This is a genomic window from Herbaspirillum sp. FG34 (assembly GCF_057809315.1).
Genome location: NZ_JBMDJS010000002.1, coordinates 48719 through 70013 on the forward strand (window position 1 = coordinate 48719; position 21295 = coordinate 70013).

Annotated in this window: 22 protein-coding genes; 3 read left to right on the forward strand and 19 right to left on the reverse strand. The window is 62.5% G+C overall.

Features of this window, described 5'->3' with window-relative positions; translation table 11 throughout:
* The first annotated feature begins 6 nt into the window (after positions 1-6).
* Together bioA and bioD are read left to right on the forward strand one after the other, a co-directional pair.
* Complete coding sequence (bioA, locus tag ACODSZ_RS02310) at positions 7-1353, forward strand: adenosylmethionine--8-amino-7-oxononanoate transaminase (RefSeq protein ID WP_488926956.1); 1347 nt, start codon at positions 7-9, stop codon at positions 1351-1353.
* The gene (gene bioD, locus ACODSZ_RS02315; RefSeq protein WP_488926957.1) at positions 1350-2030 is read left to right on the forward strand and encodes a dethiobiotin synthase; all 681 of its coding nucleotides are present in this window, start codon (positions 1350-1352) and stop codon (positions 2028-2030) included. Before bioA ends, bioD begins: the two co-directional genes overlap by 4 nt.
* On the opposite strand, the gene ACODSZ_RS02320 is transcribed toward bioD, so the two are convergent.
* The 13 genes from ACODSZ_RS02320 to cyoA form a co-directional block, all read right to left on the reverse strand.
* Positions 2008-2229: a hypothetical protein gene (locus tag ACODSZ_RS02320; protein ID WP_488926958.1), complete on the reverse strand. Its 222-nt coding sequence runs from the start codon at positions 2227-2229 to the stop codon at positions 2008-2010. The two genes, bioD and ACODSZ_RS02320, sit on opposite strands and share 23 nt — an antisense overlap.
* 28 nt (positions 2230-2257) lie before the next feature.
* Entirely contained in the window at positions 2258-3898 is a 1641-nt protein-coding gene (locus ACODSZ_RS02325) for a histidine kinase famiy protein (RefSeq protein ID WP_488926959.1), read from the reverse strand.
* Positions 3899-4107: 209 nt separating this feature from the next.
* Positions 4108-4761: an ABC transporter ATP-binding protein gene (locus tag ACODSZ_RS02330; protein WP_008329092.1), complete on the reverse strand. Its 654-nt coding sequence runs from the start codon at positions 4759-4761 to the stop codon at positions 4108-4110.
* Positions 4758-5519, reverse strand: a complete 762-nt coding sequence (locus ACODSZ_RS02335) for an ABC transporter ATP-binding protein (protein WP_488926960.1) — start codon at positions 5517-5519, stop codon at positions 4758-4760. Before ACODSZ_RS02335 ends, ACODSZ_RS02330 begins: the two co-directional genes overlap by 4 nt.
* Positions 5516-7408 (reverse strand): ABC transporter permease, encoded by a 1893-nt coding sequence (locus tag ACODSZ_RS02340; RefSeq protein WP_488926961.1) that lies wholly within the window; start codon positions 7406-7408, stop codon positions 5516-5518. The genes ACODSZ_RS02335 and ACODSZ_RS02340 overlap by 4 nt, the downstream gene beginning before the upstream one ends.
* 56 nt (positions 7409-7464) lie before the next feature.
* Positions 7465-8652 (reverse strand): ABC transporter substrate-binding protein, encoded by a 1188-nt coding sequence (locus tag ACODSZ_RS02345; RefSeq protein WP_217509867.1) that lies wholly within the window; start codon positions 8650-8652, stop codon positions 7465-7467.
* Between the two features lie 112 nt (positions 8653-8764).
* Positions 8765-9301 carry a response regulator transcription factor gene (locus tag ACODSZ_RS02350; protein WP_008329097.1) on the reverse strand — a complete coding sequence of 179 codons (537 nt, stop codon included), beginning with the start codon at positions 9299-9301 and terminating at the stop codon, positions 8765-8767.
* A 129-nt stretch (positions 9302-9430) separates the two neighbouring features.
* Positions 9431-10813, reverse strand: coding sequence for an ATP-binding protein (locus ACODSZ_RS02355; RefSeq protein WP_008329099.1), 1383 nt, complete (start codon positions 10811-10813; stop codon positions 9431-9433).
* Between the two features lie 3 nt (positions 10814-10816).
* Positions 10817-11668: an SURF1 family protein gene (locus ACODSZ_RS02360; protein WP_008329100.1), complete on the reverse strand. Its 852-nt coding sequence runs from the start codon at positions 11666-11668 to the stop codon at positions 10817-10819.
* On the reverse strand, positions 11665-12150 hold the full coding sequence (gene cyoD, locus ACODSZ_RS02365) for a cytochrome o ubiquinol oxidase subunit IV (protein ID WP_034350358.1): 486 nt from the start codon (positions 12148-12150) through the stop codon (positions 11665-11667). Before cyoD ends, ACODSZ_RS02360 begins: the two co-directional genes overlap by 4 nt.
* Positions 12147-12773 carry a cytochrome o ubiquinol oxidase subunit III gene (cyoC, locus tag ACODSZ_RS02370; protein WP_008329102.1) on the reverse strand — a complete coding sequence of 209 codons (627 nt, stop codon included), beginning with the start codon at positions 12771-12773 and terminating at the stop codon, positions 12147-12149. The genes cyoD and cyoC overlap by 4 nt, the downstream gene beginning before the upstream one ends.
* Complete coding sequence (gene cyoB / locus ACODSZ_RS02375; protein ID WP_008329103.1) at positions 12766-14769, reverse strand: cytochrome o ubiquinol oxidase subunit I; 2004 nt, start codon at positions 14767-14769, stop codon at positions 12766-12768. The genes cyoC and cyoB overlap by 8 nt, the downstream gene beginning before the upstream one ends.
* A 76-nt stretch (positions 14770-14845) precedes the next feature.
* On the reverse strand, positions 14846-15778 hold the full coding sequence (cyoA, locus tag ACODSZ_RS02380) for a ubiquinol oxidase subunit II (protein WP_488926962.1): 933 nt from the start codon (positions 15776-15778) through the stop codon (positions 14846-14848).
* Positions 15779-15938: 160 nt separating this feature from the next.
* Here cyoA and ACODSZ_RS02385 point away from each other — a divergent pair, with 160 nt between their 5' ends.
* A complete protein-coding gene (locus ACODSZ_RS02385) occupies positions 15939-17282 on the forward strand; it encodes an MFS transporter (RefSeq protein ID WP_008329105.1) in 1344 nt (447 codons plus the stop codon).
* A gap of 73 nt (positions 17283-17355) precedes the next feature.
* On the opposite strand, the gene ACODSZ_RS02390 is transcribed toward ACODSZ_RS02385, so the two are convergent.
* From ACODSZ_RS02390 to ACODSZ_RS02415, 6 genes are all read right to left on the reverse strand, one after another.
* Positions 17356-18117 (reverse strand): hypothetical protein, encoded by a 762-nt coding sequence (locus ACODSZ_RS02390; protein ID WP_488926963.1) that lies wholly within the window; start codon positions 18115-18117, stop codon positions 17356-17358.
* On the reverse strand, positions 18114-18728 hold the full coding sequence (locus ACODSZ_RS02395; protein WP_488926964.1) for a Tox-REase-5 domain-containing protein: 615 nt from the start codon (positions 18726-18728) through the stop codon (positions 18114-18116). The genes ACODSZ_RS02390 and ACODSZ_RS02395 overlap by 4 nt, the downstream gene beginning before the upstream one ends.
* Entirely contained in the window at positions 18728-19084 is a 357-nt protein-coding gene (locus tag ACODSZ_RS02400) for a hypothetical protein (protein WP_299540853.1), read from the reverse strand. The genes ACODSZ_RS02395 and ACODSZ_RS02400 overlap by 1 nt, the downstream gene beginning before the upstream one ends.
* On the reverse strand, positions 19077-19580 hold the full coding sequence (locus ACODSZ_RS02405; RefSeq protein ID WP_488926965.1) for a DUF4123 domain-containing protein: 504 nt from the start codon (positions 19578-19580) through the stop codon (positions 19077-19079). The genes ACODSZ_RS02400 and ACODSZ_RS02405 overlap by 8 nt, the downstream gene beginning before the upstream one ends.
* On the reverse strand, positions 19577-19990 hold the full coding sequence (locus ACODSZ_RS02410) for a PAAR domain-containing protein (RefSeq protein WP_488926966.1): 414 nt from the start codon (positions 19988-19990) through the stop codon (positions 19577-19579). Before ACODSZ_RS02410 ends, ACODSZ_RS02405 begins: the two co-directional genes overlap by 4 nt.
* 115 nt (positions 19991-20105) lie before the next feature.
* A complete protein-coding gene (locus tag ACODSZ_RS02415) occupies positions 20106-21212 on the reverse strand; it encodes a zinc-binding metallopeptidase family protein (RefSeq protein ID WP_488926967.1) in 1107 nt (368 codons plus the stop codon).
* Positions 21213-21295: the final 83 nt, after the last annotated feature.

Below are 21295 nucleotides of genomic sequence, written 5' to 3' on the forward strand. Positions count from 1 at the left end.
CAACACATGCAGCACACCAGCACCCTGGCCGCGCGCAGCCTGCGCAGCGTCTGGCATCCGTGTACCCAGATGCGCCGGCATGAAGAGGTCCCGCCCATTGCGCTGGCTCGTGCCCACGGGCCATGGCTCTTCGACACGGACGGTCGGCGCTATCTGGATGCGATCAGTTCGTGGTGGGTCAATCTGTTCGGACATACCAACGCCTACATCAACGCCGCCCTGATCGACCAGTTGGGCCAGCTGGAACATGCCATGCTGGCGGGCTTCACGCATGAGCCCGTGGTGCAGCTGTCGGAACGGCTGGCCGCGCTGACCGGTCAGGCACTGGGCCACTGTTTTTACGCCTCGGATGGTGCCTCGGCAGTGGAGATCGCCCTGAAGATGAGCGTGCATGCCTGGCGCAATGCCGGGCATGCCGACAAGAATGAATTCATCTGCCTGGCCGGCAGCTACCACGGCGAAACCGTGGGCGCGCTGGGCGTGACCGACCTCCCCTTGTTCCGTACCGCCTATGAGGTTTTGCTGCGCCCGGCCCATCTCGCCGCCTCACCCGATGCACGGCAGGCGGCGCCTGGCGAAAGTGCCGCCGATGTCAGCCGTCGTGCCCTGGCTGATGTGCAAAGGCTGCTGCAGGAACGCCGCGGACGCATCGCTGCCGTCATCGTCGAACCGCTGGTGCAATGCGCGGCAGGCATGGTCATGTATGACCCGGACTACCTGCGCGGGCTGCGCGCCTTGTGCGATGCCCACGGCGCACACCTGATCGCCGACGAGATCGCGGTGGGCTGCGGCCGCACCGGCAGCTTCTTCGCCTGCGAGCAGGCCGGTGTGTGGCCGGACCTGCTGTGCCTGTCCAAGGGCATCAGCGGCGGCTACCTGCCACTGTCGCTGGTGATGTCCAGCGATGCGATCTACGCGGCCTTCTACGATCACGACGTGCGGCGCGGCTTCCTGCATTCGCACTCCTATACCGGCAATGCGCTGGCCTGTCGTGCGGCGCTGGCGACGCTGGACCTCTTTGCGCAGGAGCGGGTGCTGGAACGCAATGCCCGCTTCGCACCGGTGCTGGCGCGCGCGCTGCAACCGCTGGCGCAGGATGCACGGGTGCGGCATGTACGCCAGCGCGGCATGATCTGGGCCTGTGATGCCGTCATCGGGGAGGCCGACCTGGCTGCACGCTTCTCACGCTGTCTCGCTGAAGAAGCCGCGCAACGTGAACTGCTGGTGCGTCCGATCGGCACGACCCTCTATGTGATGCCGCCCTACATTCTGGACGAGGCGCAGGCGCAGTGGCTGGGCCAACGCCTGCATGCGGCGTTCGATGCCGCGATGAAGCAGCAGGCACGCCCATGACGGCCCGCATCTATTTCGTTACCGGCACCGATACCGGCGTGGGCAAGACCCGGGTGGCGGCGGCGCTGATCCATCTGCAGGCGGCACGGGGCTTGCGCGCAGCAGGCATGAAGCCGGTTGCCTCAGGGGCATTCCTGCAGGAAGGTCTCTGGTGCAATGAAGATGTGCAGGCCTTGCAGGCGGCGTCCAATGTGCTTTTGCCCGACTCACTGGTGAATCCCTACCTGCTGCGGCAGGCCACGGCACCGCACATCGCCGCCGCTGAAGAAGGCGTGCAGATCGGGCTGGAACACCTTGTACGGTGTCATGCGCAATTGCAGCGGGCCTGCGATGTGTTGATCGTGGAGGGTGCGGGCGGCTTCATGGTGCCACTCGATGCGGATTTCACCAGCGCTGACCTGGTGATCCGACTGCGACTGCCGGTAGTGCTGGTGGTGGGCATCCGCCTGGGCTGCATCAACCATGCCCTGCTCAGCGCACTGGCGATACGATCCTGTGGCCTGCACCTGGCCGGCTGGGTCGCCAACCACATCGATGCGAGCGAAGATCGGGCCGAGGCCATGGTGAACAGTCTGGTGCAGCGCCTGCAGGCACCGCTGCTGGGGCGATTGCCGTGGTCACCGGCAATGACGGCAGCGCAAGCAGCCGCCTGCCTTACTTGGCCAGATCCAGCCTGAGCCCATTGGAGGCGCCGCTGCGCACCGCCGTAACATGCTTGTCGTAGATGGTGCGGTAGCTCGCCAGGCCCAGTTCGGCCATGGCGTTGGACAGTTCCACCAGTTCGCTGACGGCTTCCTCGGAATAGATGGCGTCGACCTCGTTGGCATCGAGCCAGTGCCCAACTGCATGGGATGACTCCCCTTCGTGTGAGGGCACGTGTACGGACGACTTGTTATTCTTTTTTTCAGCTCACGCCAGTGGCGCCATCCAAGACTATGCGGATCTTGCGGGCCAGCTCATCATGGCGGTATGGCTTGTCGATGACGGGAAACTCGCCGTCGGCCCCATGCCGCTCTATCGATTCACTGGCGTAACCGGTAGTTAATAATATTTTGATGGAAGGTACCATGCGCCGGGCTTCTCGCGCCAGCACCACGCCATTCATGCTGCCCGGCATGATGAGATCGGTGAACAGCAGATCCACCTTGGGCTCGGCGCGCAACACCTGCAGCGCTTCCGTAGGGGAATTGACCATCGTCACGCGGTAACCCAGGCTCTCCAGCATGGCCTGAGCCAGTTCGGCGACTTCGATTCTGTCGTCCACCACCAGGACGTGCTCGTGCCCTCCCTGGGTGTGCGTACGATTGTCATACTCAAATGCCCCGCCGACCTGGTCCTGCGTGGCCGGGAAGTAGATCGATACCGTCGTGCCGCTCTGCACGCTCGATGAAATCCGCACCGAGCCGCCGGATTGCTTGACGAATCCATACACCATCGACAGGCCCAGGCCAGTGCCCTTGCCTTCCTCCTTGGTGGTGAAGAAGGGGTCCATCACCCGCGGCAGGATGTCGGCCGGGATGCCGGGACCGTTGTCGGTGACCGCGATACAGACATAGAGACCGGGTTTGACGCCGAGCTGGATCGCACGATCTTCGGAAGTGAGGTCTTCATTGCTTGTATGGATGCGTACCGTTCCCTTGCCGGACATCGCATCGCGCGCATTGATGAGCACGTTGAGCAGGGCCACTTCCATCTGGGTGGGGTCGAGGCGGCAATTCCAGAGACCCGGGGTCAGCTGGGTCCGTACCACGATGTCGCCGCCCAGGGTTCGCTGCACCAGGTCGGTAAAACCTTCCGTGAGCGAATTGAGGTTGATGGTGCGGCCCTCCAACCGCTGCTTGCGGGCGAAGGCCAGCAGTTGCTGGGTCAGCATGGCGGCCTTGCCGGAGGCCTTGCGGATGCTGTCGGCGCTGCGCGAGACCCGGCCCAGGTCAGGCGTATCGCTGCGCAGGGCCAGGTTGATGATGTCCAGGTAACCGCTGATGACCTGCAGCAGGTTGTTGAAGTCGTGCGCAATGCCGCCGGTCAGTTGGCCCAGCGCCTCCATCTTGCGCGCCTGGCCCAGCGCCTGTTCGGCATCGCGGCGGCGGCTGATGTCCAGTTGGGAGCTGAAGAAATACTTCAGCTCGCCGCGCTGATCATAGACCGGTGAAATGAACAGGGCATTCCAGAACGTCGAGCCGTTCTTGCGGTAGTTCAACAGTTCGGTGGCCATCTCGCGTCGCTCGGCCACCGCCTGGCGGACCTGGGCCACCACCGAACGGTCGGTCTCCGGCCCTTGCAGGAAGCGGCAGTTCTTGCCCACCACTTCGGCACGGCTGTAGCCGGTCATGTTCATGAAGGCATTGTTGACGAAGATGATGGGGTTGTCCGGCTTGTTGGGGTCGGACACGATCATCGGCATGCGCGTCATTTCGACGGCGGCAAAGAAGATATCGTTGGCGTCATCGCCTACCGCGACCTTGGCGTGGTCGTTGCGTATTCCAGCATCATTGAAGTCGTCGGCAGGCCAATGCACCGTGGGGTGCCTGGCGATGTTGGGCATTGTATTTTTCTCCGTTGGGCTGGGCTCGATTGCAGTGAGGAAACAGGAAACGAGCAGCGTTCAGGAGTTTGGACACGGGCCACCTCAACGGTTCCCCGCGATTTGCAACAAGGATGGGCATGCGTTGTTACATCTTGCAGGCCCTCCCCCTACGGGCCTTGCCACAGGCCACTTTGGCGCGGATGAGCTTGCCGCCATCGGGCGTTTTCCTACACCAACAAGCGGCCTTGATCCAGCACGCAGCTGCGGTCGCTGACCATGTTTGCGAAGTGCGTATTCTGTTCACACAACAGGATGGAGAGGCCGCGCTGCTTCAGGTCGAGGATCATCCTGGCCATCTGCTCGACGATGACCGGGGCCACCCCTTCGGACGGTTCGTCCAGCAACAGCAGTTGGGGATTGCCCATCAGCGTGCGCGCGATGGTCAGCATCTGTTGCTCACCGCCGCTCATGCGCCCACCGGGGCGATGCGGCATGGCGGCCAGGTTGGGAAACAGTGCCAGCAGCGCCTGCACGGTCCAGCTCGGCACGCCCTGGCGCGGGGGCTGGCGGCCGGTCTCCAGGTTCTGCAGGACGCTCAGTTCGGTGAAGATGCGCCTGTCCTCGGGTACGAAACCCAGCCCCAGGCGTGCGCGCTGATAGGGGGCCAGACGCGTGATGTCATGTCCGTCCAGCATGACCCGGCCCTGCGTGCCTTGCAGCAGTCCCATCAACGCCTTCAGCGTGGTGGATTTGCCTGCGCCATTGGGACCGGTGAGCGCCAGCACCTCGCCCCGCCCCACCTCCAGGGAAAGATCGAAGAGGATGTGCGCCTGTCCGTAGAACGCATGCAGGCCCTCCACTCTCAACAGAGGCGCACTCATGCCGCACTCCCGAAACTGGCGCCGGAACCGAAATAGACGTCGCGCACGCGGGCATCCTGGCGGACTGCTTCGGGCTCGCCCTGGGCGATCAGCTGACCACGCGCCAATACGATGATGCGGTCGGCGAAGGCGAAGACCACATCCATGCTGTGCTCGGTAAAGAGCACCGACAAGCCGCGCTCGCTGACCAGGCGGCGCGTCAGCGCCATCAGTTCCTGACGCTCGCGCGGGGCCATGCCGGCGGTCGGCTCATCCATCAACAGCAGGCGCGGCGCATTGGACAGGGCCATGGCCAGCTCAAGCCGCTTGATGTCGCCATAGGCCAGCACAGCACAGGCCCGCCCGGCCTGGTCGGCCATGCCGACCTGCTCCAGCAGCTGCATGGCTTCCTGGCGCAGGCAGGCGGCCGCCGGACGCCATAACTGCCACAGCCGACGGTGATGCGAGAGCAAGGCCGCCTGGACGTTCTCCAGTACCGTGAGCGAAGCGAAAGCCGCCGACACCTGGAAGGTACGCCCCACGCCGCGCGCCCAGATGCGGCGCGGATCCAGACCGGCGATATCGGCACCATCGAGCAGTACGCGCCCGCCATCGGGCCGCAACTGGCCGTTGATGACATTGAAGCAGGTCGACTTGCCGGCGCCGTTCGGGCCGATCAGTGCCAGCATCTGGCCGGCCGGCAGCGTGAAGGACAGGTCATCGAGCGCGGCAACGCCGCCAAAGGATTTGCGCAGGCCGTCGATTTGCAGCAGGCTCATGTGCCCTCCTCCCTGACCGGCCGGCGCAGGCGCTGCCAGGCCCCGGCGATACCGTCCGGGAACAGCAACACCAGCAACAGAATCACGCCCCCCAGCAAGGCACGCCAGTAATCGGTCTCGCGCGCCACCAGATCCTGCAGCCAGGTGAACAGGGCCGCCCCCAGCACCGGGCCAAGCAGGCTCTGTACGCCGCCCAGCAAGACCATCACCAGACCATCGACCGAGCGTCCGACACTGGACACTTCGGGCGAGATGCTGCCCTTGGAAAAAGCGAACAATACCCCGGCCAGCCCGCAGAACAGCCCGGCGACGGCAAAGCCACCCCACTGCAGGCTGCGCACGTCCATGCCCAGCGATTCGGCGCGCACGGCAGCATCGCGTGCGGCACGCAGGGCCAGGCCGAATGGCGCGTGGATCGCGCGCCGTAACAGGTAGACACCCAGCGCCGCACACCCCAGGGCCAGATAGTAGTAGGCCAGCGGCGAGGCCAGCGCTGCACTGGGCCGTATGCCGACCAGCCCGTTGCTGCCGCCGGTCAGGTCGTCCCACTGGAAGATGGCCGCCCAGACGATCTGCGCGAAGGCCAGCGTGAGCATGGCCAGATAGACGCCCGACAGGCGCACGCAGAACCAGCCGAACAGCAGCGCCCCGGCCATTGCCGTGAGCGCCCCCGTGAGCATGGCCAGCGGCATCGGCCATTGCAGCTTGAGCGTGACCAGTGCGGCAGCGTAGGCACCCAGTCCGAAATAGGCGGCATGGCCGAAGGACACCATGCCACCCGGCCCCATCAGGAAATGCAGACTGGCCGCGAAGAGGACGGCGATGAGGATTTCCACCATCAGCACCGGCAGATAGGGGAAGCGCGCAGCCAGCAACGGCAGTGCCAGCAAGAGCAGTAGCGCGGCCCATCCCGCCAGGCGCGCCCGGCGGCCTGATGCGCGCAGCGGCGCGTCATGCCCGGCGCCATTGCGCAGCAGCGCCAGCGGCTTGCCGAACAGGCCCCACGGGCGTATCACCAGGATCGCCGCCATGACCAGGAATTCCACCACCAGCGTGAGTCGCGAGAGCGAGACTTCCAGTCCGAACAAGGAGACATTGCCCAGCGCAATGCAGAGCGCCTTGACTTCGGCGATCAGCAAGGCGGCGGCGAACGCGCCTCCAAGCGAGCCCATGCCGCCGACCACCACCACCACGAAGGCGTTGCCGATGGTGTCCAGATCCAGCGCCAGGTTGGCCGGCATGCGCGGCCCTTGCAGCGCGCCACCCAGCCCCGCCAGGAAGCAGCCCAAGGCGAACACGGCGGTAAACAACCAGGCCTGGTTCACCCCCAGCGCGCCCAGCATCTCGCGGTCCTGCGTGGCCGCACGGATGAGCGTGCCCCAGCGCGTGCGATTGAGCAGCAGCCACAAGAGGGCGAACACCAGCGGGCCGATGACGATGAGCAGCAGGTCATATTGCGGCAGCCTGCGTCCCAGCAGATGCACGGCCCCCGAGAGGCCCGGTGCGCGCGGGCCGAAGAGGTCTTCCGGACCCCATAGCCAGAGCGCCGCATCCTTGATGATGAGTACCAGGGCAAAGGTGGCCAGCAGCTGGAACAGTTCCGGCGCGCGATAGATGCGGCGCAGGATCAGCACTTCCACCAGCGCCCCAAGCGCAGCCACCACCAGCGCAGCCAGCAGCAGCGCCCCCCAGAAACCAAGCGCACTGCTGCCCAGCCGGTCCACCAGGCTGTAGGCCACATACAGCCCCAGCATGTAGAAGGAGCCGTGGGCAAAATTGACGATGCGCGTCACGCCGAAGATCAGCGACAGCCCCGCCGCCACCAGAAACATCGCGCAGGCATCGGCCAGGCCGTTGAGCAGCTGGACGGTGAGACTGGCAAGCGTCATGAGCGCATGGCCTCAGCGTGGGCCGGATACGAAGGCGGACACGATTGCTGCGCGGATCAGTCGGCCGGACGCAGCTTCTTGACCTCGGCATCCGGCAACTGCAGGCTGGCGCCGTCGACATAGCTGAAGCTGGTCATGATGCCCTTGCCGTCCTTGATGCCGGTGCGGCCGACGAAGGCGCCCAGGGTGGACTGGTGGTCCTGCGGACGATAGACGATGGAGGCGACCGGTGTGTCCACCTTGAGGCCCGAGAAGGCTGCGGAGAGCTTGTCGGCATCGGTACTGCCGGCCTTCCTGATGCCGGCGGCGATGGACATCAGGGCGCTGTAGCCGACCAGCGACCCGTTGCGGGGGTAGTCGTTGTATTTCTTGCGGTAGGCCTCGACGAACTTCTTGTGTTCGGGTGTGTTGATGGCGTACCAGGGATAGCCGGTGACGATCCAGTTCTGCGGCGCTTCGCCCTTGAGCGGATCGAGGTATTCCGGCTCGCCGGTCAGCAGCGACACCACGTCCACCTTCTCGAACAGGCCGCGCGTGTTGCCTTCCCGGACGAACTTGCCCAGATCAGCCGCGAACAGCGCATTGAAGATGGCATCCGGCTTGGCATCGGCCAGTGCCTGGGTGACCGCGCCGGCATCGATCTTGCCCAGCGGCGTGGCCTGTTCGGCTACGAATTCCACATCCGGCTGGGCCTGCTTCATCAGGGTCTTGAAGCTGGCCACGGCGGACTGCCCGTACTCATAGTTGGGATAGACGATGGCCCAGCGCTTCTTCTTCAGCTTGGCCGCCTCCTTGACCACCGAGGCCACCAGCATGTACGTCGAGGGACGCAGGCGGTAGGTGTACTTGTTGCCGTTCTGCCAGACGATCTTGTCGGTCAGTGGTTCGGCGGCGAGGAAGAACACCTTGTGCTGCCTGGCGTAATCGGTCAGAGCCAGGCCGGTATTGGAGAGGAAACCGCCGAACAGCAGCGCCACGCGCTCGCGCGCCATCAGCTCTTCGGCCACTCGTACCGAGTCACCGGGGTTGCCGTTGTCGTCGCGGGCGATCACTTCCAGCTTCTTGCCCAGCACGCCGCCGGCGGCATTGACTTCATCGAGGGCCATCTCCCAGCCCCGGCGGTACGGCTCCAGGAAGGCCGGTTGGGCCTTGTAGCTGTTGATCTCGCCGATCTTGATGGTGTCCTCGGCCCGGGCAGTGCCGGCAGAAAGATTCACGATGGCTGCGGTGCAGGCCCACAGCAGGCCGCGCTGGAAGTTGAAATGGTTCACGTCATTTCCCTCTGATGAAAGTGCCCGGCCCGCTTCACCGCGCGGGGCGGGCGTAATGATAACCGCTGCCGACGGCATGTGCAGATTACTTCACACGCTGTTTTTCCAGCTTGCGCGCCAGGGTACGGCGGTGCATACCGAGGCGGCGCGCGGTTTCGGAGATGTTGAAATCGGTTTCCACCAGTACCTCGTGGATGCGTTCCCATTCCAGGGTCTTGATGGAGGTGGCGCGCGCCGGCAGTTCGAGCTCGGAAGCACCGGCCACGTGGCCGAAGGCGGCTTCGATGTCGTCGGTATTGGAGGGCTTGGCCAGGTATTGGCAGGCGCCCAGCTTGATGGCTTCCACCGCCGTGGTGATGCTGGCGAAGCCGGTCAGGACCACGATGAGCATGTTTTCGTCGTGGGTGTGCAGCATCTGCACGCAAGCCAGGCCCGAGGCATTGCCGCCCAGCTTGAGGTCGACCACGGCATAGCCGGGCTTGTGTTCTTTCAGGTGGAGGGCCGCTTCCTCCTGGCTGGCGGCCAGCAGGACGGTGTAGCCGCGACGTTCGAAGGAGCGTCCCAAGGTGCGTGCGAAGGCGGCGTCGTCCTCGATGATCAGAAGCAGGCGATCAGCCGACATGGTCATTCCCTATTTTTCTACTTTGCCAAAGCCGATATTGTAAGGCGAGACGGCACCGGACATGGCCGGCCCCTGAAGAAAAAGGAAATGATCACGGTCAAAGCCGCTTCAGAGGCGGCTTGCGGCAGCTCAAGCGCCGGTCGGATAGTCCGGCGCTTCGCTGGCGGGACCAGCCTGCTCCAGCGGTTCGAGGCTGATGGCCGACAGGGGCAGCTCCAGCGTCACGCGCGCGCCGCCGGCGGAACGGTTGCTGGCCCAAACGCGACCGCCCAGCTTGCGCGCAACGTTGACCACGAAGAACAGGCCCAGGCCGCGTCCAGGCTTGCCTTTGGTGGACTGGTAGGGCTTGCCGATCTGATTGATCATCCAGTCGGGGAAACCGGGACCGCGATCGCTCACTTCCATGAGCAGCAGATCGCCTTCGCGCCGCACTTCCAGGGCCAGCCATTGCGGCGAGACCTCGAAGGCGTTGTCCAGGACATTGCCCAGCATCTGCTTGATGGCCGAGTCGAAGGCCACCGGCACATCCTGCCCGATCTGGTTGCGGTATTCGAAGATTTCGACGGGACGGGTCTTGCGCCAGTCCTCGGCCACGCTGTCGAGGAAAGTATTGATCGTGGTCTTGATGGAGGATTCGCCCCGCGCCTCACCGGCAGACAACAGCACGCCGCTGACAATGGACTTGCAGCGCTGCAGCTGCGCTTCCATCTCGGCGATGTCGTCAAGCATGTCGGCGCGCTGGCTGATCTCGGGCATGCGTTTCCAGTCGCCCAGGATCACCGAGACGGTCGCCAGGGGCGTACCGAGCTCATGCGCAGCACCCGAGGCCAGCAGGCCCATGCGCACGATGTGGTCTTCCTCGGCGGCGCGCTGGCGCAGGTCGGCCAGCAAGGCGTCACCGGCGCGCAGGTTGCTGCTGATGCGGGTGATGAAGAAGACCATCAATCCGGCATTGAGCAGGAAGCAGATCAGCGTTCCTTCGACGTACAGGCTCAGGAGGCCGGCGTTATGGTCCGGCGGCAGCGCCAGTGGTTCGGAAAACAGCGCCAGCCCGGCCAGGCAGAGCATGGTCACGCCGACGATGGCCCAGCTCGACCAGGGCTTGAGCAGCACCGCCGAGAGGATGATCTGCATCAGATACAGGAAGGCGAAGGGATTGGTGATGCCGCCACTGAGATAGAGCTGGAAGGTCAGTACGGCTACATCCACCAGCAAGGCCAGAAACAGTTCAGCATTGGTGGCGATGCGCCGCTCGTGCCAGCGCAGGTGGCTGGCGATATTGAAGGCGATCAGGCAGGACAGCACCTCCAGCATGTGCGGCAGCGGCAGGTGCAGGTCGAATACCAGCACCACGAAGGCGATGGTGGACACCTGCCCCAGCACCGCCAGCCAGCGCAGCTGGATCAGCAGCAGCATGTTCTGGTGGCCGGCCGGGTTCTGCTCGCCCTGGCGCAGACGCTGCCAGCGCTCGCGCAGCGTCTTGCGCTTGGCGACGGTGTCGGAGGCAGTCATGACTCAGTGCCCGGTTTGCGCATCCAGAATGCGCTGGCGCCAGCGGCGCTCGTCGCGGATCACCCAGTAGCCTGCAGCCAGCGACATGAGAGCCAGGGCATACCAGGTCAGGGCGTAGACCAGGTGGCTGTTGTGGAAGGCAATCACCGTCAGTCCACCGACCGGTTTCTGTGCATCCGGCGCCACGGCGGCATTGGCTTGCGCGGAAGCCTTGTCAGCATCGACGAAGTAAGGGGCCACCTGCGCCAGCGGCAGGCCACGCGCTTGCGCAATTGCCTTCACATCGCGTGAATACCAGCGGTTCTGCGCGGCGTCATTGCTGCGCAGGAAGCCGCCGCCCTGCTCGCTCATGCGCAAGAGCCCGGTCACTTCGTTCATTTGTCCCGCAGGCGCATCGGTCAGCTGCATTTCCGCCAGCTTGAGCGGCGAGACCGCTACGAAACCGCGATTGATCAGCACCACGCTGCCATCGGCCATCTGCAAGGGGGTGAGCAGCCAGGCGCCGCTGCCCAGGTCAGTACTGGCCTGCACGGCGACTGTCTTGCTGTACAGATAGCGGCCCGCGAGAACCACGCGTTTGTACTCGTCGCGTTCGGCGTTCACGCTCGGCCACTCCTGCGGACCAGGCGGCGGCGCCGGTGCGGCGTGGACGCGGGCATCGACCTTGGCGATCAGGTCCAGCTTCCATTGCAGGCGATAGACCTGCCAGGTTCCCAGCGCAGCGAAGACCAGAAAGAAAAATCCCGCCAAAAGCGTCAGCAGCAGCAAGCTGGCCTTTGTGCGGGATACCGGGGCGGCTTGCACCGCCCCGCTTTCTTTGCCTTGCGTCACGCCATCGGTTGGCGTCGGGCTCATTTCGATTGGGCTGCGCCGTGCTGCATATCCTGCATGCCCGGCATACCTTGCATCGATTGCGGCACCGTTTCGGTGGGCATGTTTTCAGGCGACATGGTCGGCATCATGTTGTGGTTCAGGTGATACATGACCCACAGCGAACCGGACAGCGCGATGACCACGATGACGACGGTGAAGATCATCGCCAGCATGTTCCAGCCACCTTCGGACTTGCCGTTCATGTGCAGGAAGTACTTGATGTGCACCACGATCTGCACGGCCGCGAAGGCCAGCAGCACGATGCCCAGGGTCGACGAGCTGGAAATGGTCTTGTTCATCACCATCCAGAACGGGATCGCGGTCAGGATCACGGCCAGCACGAAGCCGGTGACGTAATCCTTCATCGTGCCGTGGGCGGCGTGGTCGCCATGACCGTGGCCGTGGCCATGGTCGTCATGCTGGCCCATCGGACGGGCCGGGTGTTCTTGGTGGCCGCGGCTCATGGCAGGACTCCCATCAGATAGACAAAGGTGAAGACGCCGATCCAGACCACGTCCAGGAAGTGCCAGAACATCGACAGGCACATCAGGCGGCGACCGTTGGCTTCGGTCAGGCCATGCTTGTTGATCTGGAACAGCAGCACGATCAACCAGATGATGCCGAAGGTGACGTGCAGACCGTGGGTACCGACCAGCGCGAAGAACGAGGTCAGGAAGCCGCTGCGGGACGGGCCGGCGCCTTCGTGGATCAGGTGCAGGAACTCATACAGTTCGAAGTAGATGAAGCCCGCACCCAACAGACCCGTGATGACCAGCCAGATGATGGTGTTCTGCTGCTTCTTGGCCTGCATGGCCAGCATGGCGAAACCGTAGGTGATCGACGACAGCAGCAGCAGCGCAGTGTTGAGCGCCACCAGCGGCAGGTCGAACAGCTCGGCGCCGGTCGGACCGCCTGCATAGTTGCGGCCGAGCACGGCGTAGCACGCAAACAGGCAGGCGAAGATCAGGCAATCGCTCATCAGGTAGATCCAGAAGCCCAGCAGGGTGCCGTTCTCCGGATGATGATGGCGGACGAAGTAGCGCGAGCTTGGCGTCGCGTCGGCCGTGTGGTTGATTGCTTCAGACATGGCTATTCAACAGACGAGTGCGCTCTGCTTCGACACGGACGACTTCGTCGGCCGGGATGTAGTAGTCGCGGTTGTAATTAAAGGTGTGGATGATGGTGGCAGCGATCAGTGCAACGAAGATCGCCACGGCCGGCAGCCACATGTGCCAGATCAGGGTGAAACCGAGTACGGCCGACAGTGCAGCGATGATGAAGCCGGCACCGGTGTTCTTGGGCATGTGGATTTCCACGAAGTCACCCAGCGGACGCTGATACTGGTTCTTCTTCATGTCAGCCCAGGCGTCGTTGTCATGCACGACCGGGGTGAAGGCGAAGTTGTAGGCCGGCGGCGGCGACGAGGTCGACCATTCCAGGGTACGGCCATTCCACGGGTCACCGGTGACATCGGCCAGCTTCTTGCGGTCGCGGATGGAGACGGCGATCTGGATGATGAAGGAACCGATGCCCAGGGCGATCAGGCCGGCACCCAGTGCAGCGACCACGAACCAGATCTGCAGCGACGGATCGTCGAAGTGGCTCATGCGGCGGGTCACACCCATCAGGCCCAGCACGTACAGCGGCATGAAGGCAAGGTAGAAGCCGACCAGCCAGAACCAGAACGAGCACTTGCCCCAGAACTCATTGAGCTTGAAGCCGAAGGCCTTCGGGAACCAGAAGTTGATGCCGGCAAACATGCCGAACACCACGCCACCGATGATGACGTTGTGGAAGTGGGCGATCAGGAACAGCGAGTTGTGCAGCACGAAGTCAGCCGGGGGAACGGCCAGCAGCACGCCGGTCATGCCGCCGATGACGAAGGTGACCATGAAACCAATGGTCCACAGCATCGGCACTTCGAAGCGGATACGGCCACGGTACATCGTGAAGAGCCAGTTGAAGATCTTGGCACCGGTCGGGATCGAGATGATCATCGTGGTGATGCCGAAGAACGAGTTCACGCTGGCACCCGAACCCATGGTGAAGAAGTGGTGCAGCCACACCAGGTAGGACAGGATGGTGATCACCACCGTCGCGTACACCATCGAGGTGTAGCCGAACAGGCGCTTGCCGCTGAAGGTCGAGACGATTTCCGAGAACACGCCGAAGGCCGGCAGGATCAGGATGTAGACCTCAGGGTGGCCCCAGATCCAGATCAGGTTCACGTACATCATGGCGTTGCCGCCCATGTCGTTGGTGAAGAAGTTGGTGCCGAAGACGCGGTCCAGGGACAGCATGGCCAGCACGGCGGTCAGCACCGGGAAGGCCGCCACGATCAGGACGTTGGTGCACAGCGAGGTCCAGGTGAAGACCGGCATCTTCATCATGTTCATGCCAGGGGCGCGCATCTTGACGATGGTCACCACCAGGTTGATGCCGGAAAGCAGTGTCCCTACCCCGGCCACCTGCAAGGCCCAGATGTAGTAGTCCACCCCCACGTCGGGGCTGTAGAGGATGCCCGACAGCGGCGGGTAGGCCAGCCAGCCGGTGCGGGCGAACTCGCCCACGAACAGCGAGGCCATCACCAGCATTGCGCCGAAGGTGGTCATCCAGAAGCTGAAGTTGTTCAGGAAGGGGAAGGCCACGTCACGCGCACCGATCTGCAGGGGCACGACGTAGTTCATCAGACCGGTCACCAGGGGCATGGCCACGAAGAAGATCATGATCACGCCGTGGGCGGTGAACACCTGGTCATAGTGGTGCGGCGGCAGGAAGCCGGCATTGTCGCCGAACGCGATGGCCTGCTGCGCACGCATCATCAGCGCGTCGGCAAAGCCACGCAGCAGCATGACGATGGCCAGCACGATGTACATGATGCCGATGCGCTTGTGATCGATACTGGTGAACCAGTCGCGCCACAGCATGCCCCACAGGCGATATTTGGTGAGCAGGCCCAGTACCACTATGCCGCCCAGCGCCACCATGGCGAAGGTACCAATCAGGATCGGCTCATGGTATGGAATCGCTTCCAGACTGAGACGGCCGAAGATCAGCTTTATCAGGTCAAAATTGTCAGACATCTTTACTTCCCGGGGAAAAAGGAAATGGGGGCGCAGCGGTATTCTGCTGCGCTGATACGGCTACCAGGCAAGGAAATCATTCGGCCTTTTGCTGGCCCGGTTTCACGTTCAGGTCGGTGGCCATCATCTTGTCCATGCAGACCGTGTTGGCAGCCACGCAGCGGTTCACGATGGCGTGGAACAGGTCGGGCTCGACACTGCCGATGAGGCGGGCAGGTTCACGTTCGCTCGGCTGTTCCAGTTTCATGTACTCGGCACGGTCCAGCTTGCCGGCCGACGCCTTGGCTTTCTGGACCCAGGCGTCGAAGCCGGCCTGATCCAGGCCGTGGAACTTGAAGCGCATGTGCGAGAAGCCGGCACCGCTGTAGTTGGCCGAGAAACCGTCGTATTCGCCGGCCTTGTTGATCACGGCGTGCAGTTTGGTTTCCATGCTCGGCATGGCGTAGATCTGACCTGCCAGTGCCGGGATGTAGAAGGAGTTCATCACGTTGGAGGCGGTGATCTTGAACTGGATCGGGGTATCCACCGGTGCGGCCAGCTCGTTGACGGTGGCGATGCCCTGCTCCGGATAGATGAACAGCCACTTCCAGTCCAGCGCCACGACTTCCACCACCAGCGGCTTGACCTGGGGCGACAACGGACGCTCGGCGTCAATGCGCGAGAGCGGACGGTACGGGTCCAGGGTGTGGGTGGTGATCCAGGTCAGCAGGCCCAGGGCGATGATGATCAGCAGGGGCGCGCCCCAGATGACCAGCTCCAGGCGGGTCGAGTGATCCCAGTCCGGCTCGTAGGGAGCGGAAGTGTTGCCCTTGCGATAACGCCATGCAAACAGCAGCGTCAGGACGATCACCGGAACGATGATGAGCAGCATCAACGCAGTCGAGATGACGATCAGGCGTGCTTGCTGGTTAGCGATGTCGCCGGAAGGATTCATCACGACGGTGTTGCACCCAGCCAACAGAAGCGCAGGAAGCAGGAGCAATCCGCGACGGAGGATTTGAGAAACCATGAAGGAAAATTCCAGTCGTATGTATCAGAGCGTGGTAATGTAACGCCAATAAAGTGTGTTGGCGATTGGACGTTTTGTCCCACCCTGTCACTTGCCACCTGCCAGGTTGGGATTTGTAGCACGTACTGCGACTAAACCTCTAACAGTGGGAGACAAAGCCATGGCAAGCACCAGCATCCACAATGCTCAGGGTTCGGGTCAACTCCGGCCTCAAGCGAACAATCCTTCCACTTCCCACGAACACGGCACGATCGAACCCGGTGAGATCGCCGTCGGCGTGGTGATCGGACGAGCGTCCGAATACTTCGACTTCTTCGTTTATGCACTGGCTTCGGTGCTGGTGTTTCCGCAGGTCTTCTTCCCCAACGAGCCCAAACTGGAAGGCACGCTCTATTCCTTCGTGATCTTTTCCTTCGCCTTCCTGGCCCGCCCCATCGGGACCACGATCTTCATGGCGATTCAAAAACGCTTCGGACGAGAGGTGAAACTGACGCTGGCCCTGTTCATGCTCGGTTTTTCGACTGCGGGCATTGCCTTGTTGCCAACTTTTGAACACATTGGCATGTGGGCCATCATCTTGCTCTCGCTCTTGCGCGTTGGTCAAGGGGTGGCGTTGGGTGGTGCCTGGGACGGTCTGCCCTCGTTGCTGGCGATGAACGCGCCGCCGAACAAGCGCGGCTGGTATGCTGCGCTGGGCCAGTTGGGCGCCCCGCTGGGTTTCGTGGTGGCGGCCAGCCTGTTTGCCTACATGCTTTCCAGCCTGACCACCGCCGATTTCCTGGAATGGGGCTGGCGTTATCCCTTCTATGTGGCCTTTGCCATCAACGTGGTCGCATTGTTCTCGCGCCTGCGCCTGGTCTCGGCGCCGGAATACGCCAAGCTGCTCGATGAGCGTGAGCTGGAACCGGCCGGCGTGGTTGAGCTCGCTACCACCCAGGGCCGCAACATCATCATTGGTGCCCTGGCTGCCCTGGCCAGCTATGCCCTGTTCCATCTGGTGACGGTGTTTCCGCTGTCCTGGATCAAGCTGTATTCGCTGCGGGAAGCGGTGGACTTTCTGGTGATCCAGATCTGGGGCGGCCTCATCATGGCGGTGGGCATTGTGGTCTCGGGCCTGATCGCCGACCGCTTCGGTCGCCGCAACACGCTGGGCTCGATGGCATTGCTGATCGCGATCCTGTCGGCCTTCGTGCCGACGCTGATGAATGGTGGCGAATCCGGCCAGAATGCCTTCATCCTGATCGGTTTCGCCCTGCTGGGCTTGTCCTACGGCCAGGCGGCCGGTGCCGTGACGGCCAATTTCAAGGCCCGTTATCGCTATACCGGCGCGGCCCTGACTTCAGATCTGGCCTGGCTGGTCGGCGCCGGTTTCGCACCGCTGGTCGCCTTGGGTCTGTCGGCGCACTTCGGCATGGCTTATGTGAGCTTCTACCTGCTCTCGGGTGCGGTCGGCTCGCTGGCTGCACTGAGCCTGAACCGTGCGCTGGAGGCACGGGACGACTGATCTGCGTTGAGCACCTCGTCGGTACTGGCAGGATGAAAAAACCGGAAGGTGACTTCCGGGTTTTTTATTGGATCTATCTGCCGGCATCTTCGCCGATCAGCAGATCAGGATAGCGGGGCAGCAAATCCTGGTCGGTCAGGCGAACCTCGATGTCATGTGCGGTTCGTACGTGCGCGGGGTTGCCGATGTCGAAAACCACATCTGCGACGCTGACGATGATCGTACCCAGCAACTGGCCGGAAGCATCGTGGACGGGCTCAAGTCGCGCCGCTTCTGGGACTTGTATGGGTGAGAGCTGAACTGGAAGATAAAGCATCCAGGCCACGCAGGGCTTGTCGAAGAATACCGGCGTATAGCTTGCAGGCTTGACGAACATCGCACGCGGGGAGAAAAGGTTTGCAGACTCCTTCAACGCATCCACGAGGGCCGAAGGATATTGCCAGCGCTCCATGTGATCAACGGTGAGGCAGACAATCTCCGGACTGCCGTCCACATGGTTGTATTCATCAGAGTAACTGGCCCGCCCTCCTCTCTCTAGCTGCCCATTCCAAAAACAGAGATAGCGCGGATCGTCCGGCTCGTGATTGCGCTGGAACTCACGGTAATAGGCCAAAGCGGATGTGCCAGGCATTGCCCCCTCAAAGACTGGATATCGAAACGAGCCATCTTCATCGCCTGTCGCCACCAGCCAATGCTCCAGACTCATCCATTTGTCGTGCTTGCTCCACATAGATAAAAGGTCGCCAGCCTTCTTCATTCGCTCAACAAGGCTGATACGGGGCTTTACCGCTGGATAGAAAATATTGATATCAAACGCTTTCATCGGCTTGCTCATGGTCGGAAAATGACTCGAATAGTCGGGGAGATTCGTAAGAACAGGGGCTTTAGATAGGCATAAGTCCAGGGTTCCATGAAGTACCAGTGCAGCTTTACAGGCGGTCGTGGCTGAGCGGCAATGTTCTGCAGCCTTGCCTGCCCCACCATGTCGTGGATGATTCTTTTCTTGAAGTCGTATTCAAATTCGCCGGGGCCCGAAAAAAACTGGTCGTATCCCGCCTTCGCCTCCATCAGCAAGCACTCGGCCGGCTTGAATCCATCGAATTCTCTCTTGTCGTATTTCCACTCCGTCAAGAACAATGGGCCGGATCGCATACCAGTAATACGCGCCTGATAGTCCATCCATGACTTGTGCTCCCTGAAATTCTTGGTGATCTCATGCCCCGCCAGCGGCGGGCAAGCCCGGCACTTGTCCCGCGACGCCGAATCCACCTCGGCCTTGGCCAGTGGTGAATTTTTGGTCTTATCTGCTTCTTCCCGTCGCTTCTCGATTCCCTCACCCGCCACCACGCCTCCCGCCCCGCCTGCGGCACGAGGCAACCAGCGTTGGATCACGGGCACGGCACGTTGCGCCGCGGCGCGCCCGGCCTGAACTGCAAGACCTGCCATTATTGTTCCTCCTTCATGCGTTGTAATTCGTCGGCCAGAATGGCATCGAAGTCATCCAGCCGTTGCTCCGGCGTGGCACCTGGCCTGCTCAGGTAGTAGCGGATCAGTTCATCGCCGAACAAGCCAGGCGCCCCCGCTTCGAATGTCATCATGTAGAGCAGATGCGGCGTCGAGGTAAACCCGATTTCCCTACCCCGCTCATAGGCAACACGCATGCGCTCGATCACTTCGGCACGACCGGGGTCGCTACGCAGATCTTCGTGGTCCGCGAGATATTGATCCGCTGCAGCCGAAATGAAGTGTTGAGTATCGCTATCCAGAAACTGCTGGTATTGCGCAGGGGTGAGTTCAATCATGATCGCGTCCGATATGAACAGGACGGCCGTCGAGCAGAAAATGCCATTCCCGGAGGGAGTCGAAGAAAACCAGGCGCTGAGCCTCATCGAGCCGCTGCGCCAGCGTCGCCAGTACGCGTGGATCCCAGAACCGGACCAGGGCCGAGCGGCCGTCAGGCAAGCGCATGTCCAGGCGCGCCTTCAAATGCGCGGCAAGTTCGGCAGTGCCAAGCGCGGCATAAATCCAGGAAACAGCCGGCTTGCATTGCTCCAATGCCAGCAAATCGCGGCAAAGCGCTTCGGATTGCGATTGCACCGCCAGCAACCACGGGCCGTCCTCCTTCAAGGACTCTTCTTCGGTACCTGCGAACAAAGCCTGAGCACCCGGCTGCTCAGCCAGGCGCCCCGGCAAGTTCATCTCCGCGTACTGAAACCCATCGACCAGCACATGCAGGTGCTCGCCCGGCAAAGGCTTCGGCAGCGCCTTGATACGCCCATGCAGCAATGAAGCGCTCATGTCCGCACCATCAAGGTCTGGCCAGACCGCGCGGCGGCAGCCAGGCAAGGCAGGCAAATCGAGGAAGGCAAGGACGACGCGGCTGCCGCCAGGGACTGGGCCGTAACGGCATCCTCGGCGGGCGCGGTCTGGCCAGCCGTTTGCCCCTCCGAATGCGTGGCCACCCCCTGACTCGCCATCAGCGTGGCCCCACAAGCCGTCCGGTCGCCGTCGCGCGCCGGTGCCTGGCCCATGGACTTCATGTCGCCCGCACCGGATGTGATGGGAAATGTCCCTTTGCACTTGGGACAGGTGGTCAGGTCGCCGACACGCGCGACGGCCTTGCCATGAACGAGAAAGGTCTGATCGCCGGAAATGACCGTGCCACCATGGCTGGTCTTGTCGCCGACAACGATGAAGGGACGCCCCATGCAGCTCTCCTTGCCAGCACTACCGCTGGAATTGATGAGCCGCTTCGAGTCGCTCGGCGGAGAATGACTCCCCGTCTCATTCAATCAACGAGCAATAATCGAAATCCTTTGAGCCTCAGTCAGGTGCGCCCGCATTGACCACCTCATGCACGAAGCGCAATTTTTCCAGTACCGGCGTGGACAAGGTGAAGGGATAGGAATCGGGCATACCGATGCTGCGATTCAGGCTGTTGAGCACATAGGTCAGCGCAAACCACTCGCGGGCCAGCTCATCGAAGGAGCCAGCCGCTACCGGCGGCGCCGTGATGACCAGCTTCTGCTCGCCTTCGTGACGTGGCCGCAATTGCACGCCGCAAGCGTAGGCCGTCTCCAGCGTATCGAACATATGAAGATAATGCGCCCAGGTCTCCGCCCAGTCTTCCCAGGGGTGGCTGCTGGCATAGGCGCTGACGAAGTTTTCTTCCCAATCGGGACGTGGGCCGTTTTGGTAGTGAGTCTTCAACGCCTCGCCATAATCCTGGCGCTCGTCGCCGAATTTGGCGCGGAAAGGCTCCAGCCATGCTGTCGGGGCCACCAGGCGATCAAAATAATAGTGGCCGCTCTCATGCCGGAAATGTCCCAGCAGCGTGCGATACGGCTCGGCCATCTGCTCGCGCGCCTGTTCGCGGTAGGCGGGATCGGCTTCGGCGATGTTGATGGTGATGACGCCATCGGCGTGCCCGGTCAGCACCCGCTCGCCATGCGGCAGATCCTGCAGGAATTCGAAGGCCAGGCCGGCTTCTTCATCCTCCATCTTTGGTACCGGCTGCAATTGCAAGGTCCAGAGAGAATGCAGCAGGCGTCGCTTGGCCGTCTCCAGTCGGCTCCACAACACGCGGTTGTTGCCTTCGTCGAGATTGGGAATGACGCGGGTCAGGCGGCAGGAAGCGCACAGCTCGTGCGGTTCGCGCTCATCGAGCATCCAGTTGCAGATGTTCTCGCGCCAGTAGTTGAGACACTGCTTGAAGACCCTGCCCTCGTTGTCCGGCCTGACGCTGCGCCAGCGGCCCGAACCCGGTTCGGGCTCGGCATCTTGTGGCGGCGCCACTTCCGGATCCAGTAGCGAAAAGCTGCCAATGGCTTGCAACTCGGGCTGATAACCCAGCATCCAGCCGCAATTCCCGCACACGGTGTTTTCGAAGAAAACTTGCAGGCCGCAGTTGTCGCAGTGAAAGGTTTTCATGGCTCCCCCTTTGTTTATCGTCATGGCCGGCGAACCATTGTCGCCGGCATCTGGCATTGGAAGGGGAAAACCTCAATACGTTC